This is a genomic window from Kitasatospora sp. NPDC004240, from assembly GCF_053603215.1.
Genome location: NZ_JBSGFD010000026.1, coordinates 55,151 through 62,961, shown reverse-complemented (window position 1 = coordinate 62,961; position 7,811 = coordinate 55,151). Strand labels below are relative to the sequence as shown.

The 7,811-nt window shown below is 73.6% G+C and carries 6 protein-coding genes; 4 read left to right on the top strand and 2 right to left on the bottom strand.

Translation table 11 applies throughout. The features are described from left to right. The first annotated feature begins 196 nt into the window (after positions 1-196). Positions 197-703, top strand: coding sequence for a GNAT family N-acetyltransferase (locus ACWEQL_RS10025; protein ID WP_452149717.1), 507 nt, complete (start codon positions 197-199; stop codon positions 701-703). An 81-nt stretch (positions 704-784) separates the two neighbouring features. Here the strand turns inward: ACWEQL_RS10025 and ACWEQL_RS10020 are convergent, their stop codons facing one another. Further along, positions 785-1,186, bottom strand: coding sequence for a nuclear transport factor 2 family protein (locus ACWEQL_RS10020; RefSeq protein WP_452149716.1), 402 nt, complete (start codon positions 1,184-1,186; stop codon positions 785-787). A gap of 115 nt (positions 1,187-1,301) precedes the next feature. Next, positions 1,302-2,042 (bottom strand): VOC family protein, encoded by a 741-nt coding sequence (locus tag ACWEQL_RS10015; RefSeq protein WP_452149715.1) that lies wholly within the window; start codon positions 2,040-2,042, stop codon positions 1,302-1,304. 285 nt (positions 2,043-2,327) lie between these two features. On the opposite strand from ACWEQL_RS10015, the gene ACWEQL_RS10010 reads away from it, so the two are divergent. From ACWEQL_RS10010 to ACWEQL_RS10000, 3 genes are all read left to right on the top strand, one after another. Beyond that, complete coding sequence (locus ACWEQL_RS10010; RefSeq protein ID WP_452149714.1) at positions 2,328-3,968, top strand: acyclic terpene utilization AtuA family protein; 1,641 nt, start codon at positions 2,328-2,330, stop codon at positions 3,966-3,968. A 75-nt stretch (positions 3,969-4,043) separates the two neighbouring features. Then, positions 4,044-5,642: an acyl-CoA carboxylase subunit beta gene (locus ACWEQL_RS10005; RefSeq protein ID WP_452149713.1), complete on the top strand. Its 1,599-nt coding sequence runs from the start codon at positions 4,044-4,046 to the stop codon at positions 5,640-5,642. A 113-nt stretch (positions 5,643-5,755) separates the two neighbouring features. Beyond that, positions 5,756-7,792: an acetyl/propionyl/methylcrotonyl-CoA carboxylase subunit alpha gene (locus ACWEQL_RS10000; protein ID WP_452149712.1), complete on the top strand. Its 2,037-nt coding sequence runs from the start codon at positions 5,756-5,758 to the stop codon at positions 7,790-7,792. The last annotated feature ends 19 nt before the right edge of the window (positions 7,793-7,811 follow it).

Genomic DNA, 7,811 nt, shown 5'->3' with positions numbered 1-7,811 from the left:
GTCACCCTCGCCCACACCCCCGCCCGCCGCGCCCGTGCCCGCGCCCGCCGGCCGGCCACCAGCCCCACCCGCCCGACGTGTTCGGGCAGCTCAGCGGCCCGGTGGCGTATGCTGCCCCGGTTCGGCCGGGGGAACCGGCCGGTAACTACACCCGGTCGGTGCTGAGTCGGCCGGATGTGACCGAGGGGGCGGGACCATGGGCTACCGGATCGAGCGGATCCCGGTGGGGGAGTGGCAGAGGATGCGGGCGATCCGGCTCGCGATGCTGCAGGACACCCCGCTGGCGTTCCTGGAGACGTACGAGACGGCGCTGGCGCACGGTCAGGAGGAGTGGCAGGCGCGGACCGTCCGGGTGAACGGGCCCGGCTGGGTCGGGCTGGTCGCCGTGGCCGAGGACGGCGAGTGGGTGGGCATCATGCTCTCCAAGGTGACCGAACCCGGTACCGCCCTGCTGATGGGCGTGTGGGTGCACCCCGACCACCGCGGCCGGGAACGCGGCGTGACGGACGGTCTGCTCGACGGCATCCTCGACTGGGCGCGTGGCGAGGCCGGTGCGGACCGGCTGCTGCTCGGCGTGCACGAGCTCAACGACCGCGCGCAGGCCTACTACCGCCGGCGTGGCTTCGAGTTCACCGGTGGCAGCCAGCCGTACGCGCTGGACCCGGGGAGCAAGGAACTGGAGATGGTGATCCCGCTGCGCTGACCGGCCGGACCGGGCGGGGACGCGCAGGACGGACCCACCCGAGTCCAGTCGGCACAGCCCGAGCCCAGTCGGGTTCGCCGCTCAGGCTTCGTCGTCGTACCAGGAGAACGCCGAGATCCGCCAGCCGTCCTCGCCGCGGACGAACTGGATGGTCTTGGTCCCGCTGCCCTCGAAGGGTTCGCCGTCGAGGATGCCCGACTTGCGGTACGTGCCGAAGCGCGAGGCGATGTCGCCGGCGATGTCCGTGCGTTCGGAGGTCTCCCACTCCGAGAACTCGACCAGCCGGCCTTCGGACAGCAGGCGTTCGCGCGGCTCGATGAACTCCTCGACCGTGTACACCGTGAAGGACGGGCCGGTGACCACGATGACGCCGCCGGGGATGATCAGCCGGCGGAGCCTGGCCACATCGGCGGGCTTCCCGCCCCGGTTGTCGAAGGCCCCGAAGAACTCGGCGGTCAGCGCGTCTATCTCGGTCTTGGACATGGCGGGACAGTAACACCGGTACGCCGCTCGGGACATCGGTTCCCCCGGGCCCGCGGCGGCCCGAAGCCGTGACCGAAACCGTGGCCCGAAGCCGTGACCGGAAGTCGTCGGCGCGTCAGTGCAGGGCGCAAACGCAGAACTCGTGGCCCTCCGGGTCGGCCAGACAGGTCCACGGGACGTCGACCTGGCCGAGGTCGAGGTCGGTGGCGCCCAGGGCCCGCAGCCGGGCCACCTCGGCTTCCTTGTCGGCGCCGGGATACGGCAGCAGGTCGAGGTGGACGCGGTCCGGCACGGTCTTCACGTCGGGCGTGCGGATGAACTCCAGGTACGGGCCGGTGCCCGAGGCGGAGCGCAGCACGGCGTGATCGTCGGCAACCTCGTGCAGTGTCCAGTCGACCGCCTCGCCCCAGAACCGGGCCATGGCCCGCGGGTCCGCGCAGTCGATCACCACCGCGGCGATCGGCCCGGTGTCCCGGTAGACCTCCCGGGGCTCCAGCACGCAGAACTCGTTGCCCTCGGGGTCGGCGAGGACCGTCCACGGCACCTCGCCCTGGCCCACGTCGACGGGGGTCGCTCCGAGGGCCTTCAGGTGCGCGACCAGTTGCGTCTGATGGGCCGTGGAGGTGGTGGCGAGATCGAGGTGCGTACGGTTCTTCGTCGCGGTCTTGGGCTCCGGTACGGGAACGACGTCGATGCCGAGGAAGACCGGGTCCGGCCAGACGAGGCCGCCGGCGGGCCCCACATAGGTGGTCACGCCGGGGCTGTAGGCGGTCCAGCCGAGCGCCCGCGCCCAGAACCGGCCGACCGCCGAGCCGTCGACAGCCTTGATGTTGACCTGAACGGGACGCAGTGCCATGCCGGCGATCCTACGCACAGCCCACGCCTGGCGGGGCCGGGCCGGCGTGCGCCCCTGCGTCTCCCATTGCTCCGCGCAGAACGTGGCCTCCGATTCCGATGAAAACAAGCAAGCGTGATTGCTTTTTTCCTCTGCCGGTGCCACGCTGCTGGCGACCCGACGGCCATCGGCAGGGCAGGGAGGGGAGTCGTGCTGGGTTCGCGTTCAAGTGCGGGTGAGGCAGGGGTACTTCGGATCGGGAATGCCTCCGGGTTCTACGGGGATCGGCTGTCCGCGTTCCGGGAGATGCTGACCGGGGGGCCGCTGGATGTGCTGACCGGGGACTACCTGGCCGAGTTGACCATGCTGATCCTGGCGCGTGACCGGTTGCGTGATCCGGGGCTGGGGTACGCGAAGACCTTCCTGCGGCAGTTGGAGGACTGTCTGGGCCTGGCGCTGGAGCGCGGGGTGCGGTTGGTGGTGAACGCCGGCGGTCTCAACCCGGCCCGACTCGCCGAAGAGGCGGCGGAACTGGCGAAGCGTCAGGGGCTGAACCTGCGGGTGGCCCACGTCGAGGGTGACGATCTGCTCCCGCGCAGCGCCGAACTCGACCTGCCCGAGGGGCTGCTGGCCGCCAACGCCTACCTCGGCGCGTTCGGGGTGGCCGAGTGCCTGAGTGCCGGGGCGGACCTGGTGGTGACCGGGCGGGTGACCGACGCGGCGCTGGTGGTGGGGCCAGCGATCGCCCACTTCGGCTGGGGGCCACGGGACTTGGACGCGCTGGCCGGGGCGGTGGTGGCCGGTCACGTCCTGGAGTGCGGGGCCCAGGCGACCGGCGGGAACTACGCCTTCTTCCGCGAGCACGACGTGACCCGGCCCGGGTTCCCGCTCGCCGAACTGCGCGCCGACGGTTCCAGCGTGATCACCAAGCACCCGGGCACCGGCGGCGCCGTCACCACCGGGACGGTCACCGCCCAACTCCTGTACGAGACGGGTGGCGCGCGCTACCTCGGGCCGGACGTCACGGCCCGCCTGGACACCGTCCGGCTGACCGAGGAGGGGCCGGACCGGGTGCGGATCGACGAGGTCCGGGGCGAGGCGCCGCCGGCCACGCTCAAGGTCGGGCTGAACCGGCTCGGCGGGCACCGCAACGAGGTGGTCTTCGTCCTCACCGGCCTGGACGTCGAGGCCAAGGCCGACCTGGTGCGGCGGCAGTTCGACGAGGCGCTCGGGCCGGACGCGCGGCCCGCCGAACTGCGCTGGACCCTCGCCCGTACGGACCACCCGGACGCTCCCACCGAGGAGAGCGCCTCCGCGCTGCTGCGGCTCACCGCGCGCGACCCCGACCCGGCCCGGGTCGGCCGCGAACTCGGCCGCGTCGCCGTGGAACTGGGCCTCTCCGGGTACCCGGGCTTCCACCTGACCGCCCCGCCCGGGCCGGGAGCGCCGTACGGGGTGTTCGAGGCCGCCTACGTGGACGCCGAGCTGGTCGAGCACACGGCGGTGCTGCCGGACGGCCGCCGGATCGCCGTCCAGCCCCCCGGGTCCGAGAGCACACCGACACCCGGGCAGCCGCTCCGGCCAGCACCCGACCCGGACCCCCTCCCGTCCGGCCCGACCCGGCGGGCCCCGCTCGGCCTGGTGGCCGGCGCCCGCAGCGGGGACAAGGGCGGCGACGCCAACCTGGGGGTCTGGGCCCGCGACGAGGCCGGGTGGCGCTGGCTGGCGCACACCCTCACCACCGACCGGCTGCGCGAACTGTTGCCGGAGATCGCCGAGTTGCCCGTGACCAGGCATTCGCTGCCCAACCTGCGGGCGGTCAACTTCACCATCACCGGCCTGCTCGGGGAGGGCGTCGCGTCCGGAGCCCGTTTCGACCCGCAGGCCAAGGCGCTGGGGGAGTGGTTGCGCTCCCGCCGGCTCGACATCCCGGAGGCGCTGCTGTGACCGTGTTGCCCACCCGCGTTCCGGAGGCGCTGCTGTGACCGTGCCGCTGTCCACCCGTGTCCCGGAGGCGCTGCTGTGACCGTGTTGCCCACCCGCCTCGACCCCGCCGGCGCGGAGTTCGCCGCCCACCGTGCCGCGATGCTCGCCCGGCTCGCCGAGTTGGACACCGAGCACGCCAAGGCGCTGGCCGGTGGCGGCCCCAAGTACGTCGAACGTCACCGCGCCCGGGGCAAGTTGCTGCCGCGCGAGCGGATCGAGCTGCTGCTGGACCCGGACTCGCCGTTCCTGGAGCTCTCCCCGCTCGCCGCCTGGGGCAGCGACCACCCGGTGGGCGCGGCGCTGGTGACGGGGATCGGCACGGTCGAGGGCGTCGAGTGCGTGATCACCGCCAACGACCCCACCGTCCGCGGCGGGGCGAGCAATCCGTGGACGCTGCGCAAGGCGCTGCGGGCGGACGAGATCGCGCTCGCCAACCGGCTGCCGCTGATCAACCTGGTGGAGTCCGGGGGCGCCGACCTGCCCAGTCAGAAGGAGATCTTCATCCCGGGCGGCGCGCTGTTCCGCGACCTCACCCGGCTCTCGGCCGCCCGGATCCCCACCGTGGCCGTGGTGTTCGGCAACTCCACGGCCGGCGGCGCGTACGTGCCGGGGATGTCCGACCACGCGGTGCTGGTGAAGGACCGCGCCAAGGTGTTCCTCGGCGGGCCGCCGTTGGTGCGGATGGCCACCGGGGAGGAGGCCGACGACGAGGAGCTCGGCGGCGCCGACATGCACGCCCGCACCTCCGGCCTCGCCGACCATTTCGCCCTCGACGAGGCGGACGCCTGCCGGATCGCCCGCAGGATCGTGGCCCGGCTGAACCACCGCCGCCGGGGCCCCGCGCCCGACCCGTTCGCGCCGCCGCCGGAGTACGACGAGGAGGAGCTGCTCGGCATCGTGCCCGGCGACCTCAAGGTGCCCTTCGACCCGCGCGAGGTGATCGCCCGGATCGTCGACGGCTCGGACTTCGACGAGTTCAAGCCGCGCTACGGCACCAGCCTGGTGACCGGCTGGGCGCGGCTGCACGGCTACCCGGTCGGGATCCTCGCCAACGCCCAGGGGGTGCTGTTCAGCGCGGAGTCGCAGAAGGCCGCGCAGTTCATCCAGCTCGCCAACCAGCGAGACATCCCGCTGCTGTTCCTGCACAACACCACCGGCTACATGGTCGGTACGGCGTACGAGCAGGGCGGCATCATCAAGCACGGCGCGATGATGATCAACGCGGTGGCCAACTCCCGGGTGCCGCACCTGTCGGTGCTGATCGGCGCCTCCTACGGGGCCGGGCACTACGGGATGTGCGGGCGGGCGTACGACCCGCGGTTCCTGTTCGCCTGGCCGAGCGCCAAATCGGCGGTGATGGGCCCCCAGCAGCTCGCGGGGGTGCTGTCGATCGTCGCCCGGCAGTCCGCCGCCGCCAAGGGGCGGCCGTACGACGAGGACGCCGACGCGGCGATCCGGGCGATGGTCGAGCAGCAGATCGAGGCGGAGTCGCTGCCGGTCTTCCTCTCCGGGCGGCTGTACGACGACGGGGTGATCGACCCGCGCGACACCCGGACGGTGCTCGGCCTCTGCCTCTCCGCGATCCACAACGCGCCCGTGGAGGGCGCGCGCGGCTACGGCGTCTTCCGGATGTGACCGGTGCGGGGGAGACGGCGGGGAGGGGCCGGGAGACACGCCGGGAAGCACCCGGGAGCACGCCGGGGAGCAGCCGGGAGAGACGGTACGGACGGACGAGGAGCACCCACCACATGATCACCACCCTGCTGGTCGCCAACCGCGGCGAGATCGCCCGCCGGGTCCTGCGTACCTGCCGCGACCTCGGCATCGCCACCGTGGCCGTGCACTCCGACCCGGACGCCGACGCCCCGCACGTGCGCGAGGCCGACACCGCCGTACGGCTGCCGGGCGCGGCGCCGGCCGACACCTACCTGCGCGGCGACCTGATCGTCCGGGCCGCGCTGGCCGCGGGCGCGGACGCCGTCCACCCGGGGTACGGATTCCTGTCGGAGAACGCCGAGTTCGCGCAGGCCGTCCTCGACGCCGGGCTGACCTGGGTCGGCCCGCCGCCCGCCGCCATCGCCGCGATGGGATCCAAGACCGCCGCCAAGGCGCTGATGGCGGCCGCGGGCGTGCCCGTGCTCACCGCGGTCGCCGAACCCACCGAGGGCGACCTGCCGTTGCTGGTCAAGGCGGCCGCGGGCGGCGGCGGACGCGGGATGCGGGTGGTCCGCCGGCTGGACGAGCTGGCCGCGCAACTGGACGCGGCCCGGGCGGAGGCGGCCAAGGCCTTCGGCTCGGACGAGGTGTTCTGCGAGCGCTACCTGCCGCGCGGCCGCCACGTGGAGGTCCAGCTGCTCGCGGACGGGCACGGCACCGTCTGGGCGGTCGGCGAGCGTGACTGCTCGCTCCAGCGGCGTCACCAGAAGGTGATCGAGGAGGCGCCGGCACCCGGCCTGCCGGAGGCGGTCCGGGCCGAGCTGCACGCGGCCGCCGTCACCGCGGCCCGCGCGATCGGCTACACCGGCGCCGGCACCGCCGAGTTCCTGCTGGAGGACGACGGGCGCTTCCACTTCCTGGAGATGAACACCCGTCTACAGGTGGAGCATCCGGTGACCGAATGCGTCACCGGGCTCGACCTGGTGGCCCTCCAACTGCGGGTCGCCGAGGGCGAACCACTGCCCGACGCGACCCCGCCGGCCCCGCGCGGCCACGCCATCGAGGCCCGGCTGTACGCGGAGGACCCGGCGGCCGACTGGCGGCCCCGTACCGGCACCCTGCATCTGCTCGAACTCCCGGGCACCATAACCGAGTTCACCACCGCGGCGGAGCGCGACAGCGGTGTGCGGCTGGACTCCGGGGTCACCGCCGGCTCCGTCATCGGCGTCCACTACGACCCGATGCTCGCCAAGGTCATCGCCTGGGCGCCCACCCGGGCGGCGGCCGCCCGCCTGCTGTCCACCGCGCTCGCCCGCGCCCGGATCCACGGGCCGGGCACCAACCGGGAGTTGCTCACCGCGGTGCTGCGTCACCCGGAGTTCCTGGCGGGCCGGGTGCACACCGCCTTCCTCGCCGACCACCTCCCGGAGCTGGTCAAGACCGCTCCCGACCCGCTGCCCGCGCTCGCCGCCGCCCTCGCCGACGCCGCCGCGCGCCGCTCCGCCCTGCCCTCGGGCTGGCGCAACCTGCCCTCGCAGCCGCAGGTCAAGCGCTACGCCGAGGCGGACGCCGGCCGCAGCGGTGTCACCGGCCGCGGCGGCGACGGCGGTAGGGATGCCACCGGGTACGAGGTGCGCTACCGCCTCACCCGTCGGGGCCTGGTCGCGGACGGCCACCCGGACACCGTCCTGGTCGAGCACACGCCCACCCGGGTGGTGCTGGAGGTGGCCGGCCTGCGCCGCACGTACGAGATCGCGGTGTACGGCGACCGCGTGTACGTGGACTCCCCGGCCGGCGCCACCGCGCTGACCGCGCTGGACCGCTTCCCCGATCCCGCCTCCCACACCGAACCGGGCGCCCTGCTCGCGCCGATGCCCGGCACGGTGGTGCGGATCGCCGCCGCCGTCGGCGACACCGTCACGGCCGGCCAACCGCTCCTCTGGCTGGAGGCGATGAAGATGGAACACCAGGTCACCGCCCCCGCCGACGGCGTCCTCACCGAACTGCGCACCGCCCCCGGTGAGCAGGTCGAACCCGGCGCCCTGCTCGCCGTCGTACAGCCACAGCCACAGCCACAGCCACAGCCAGAGCCAGAGCCATCGACCGGAACACTCCCCGACACCCAGTGACCGCACGGAAGGACCCTCG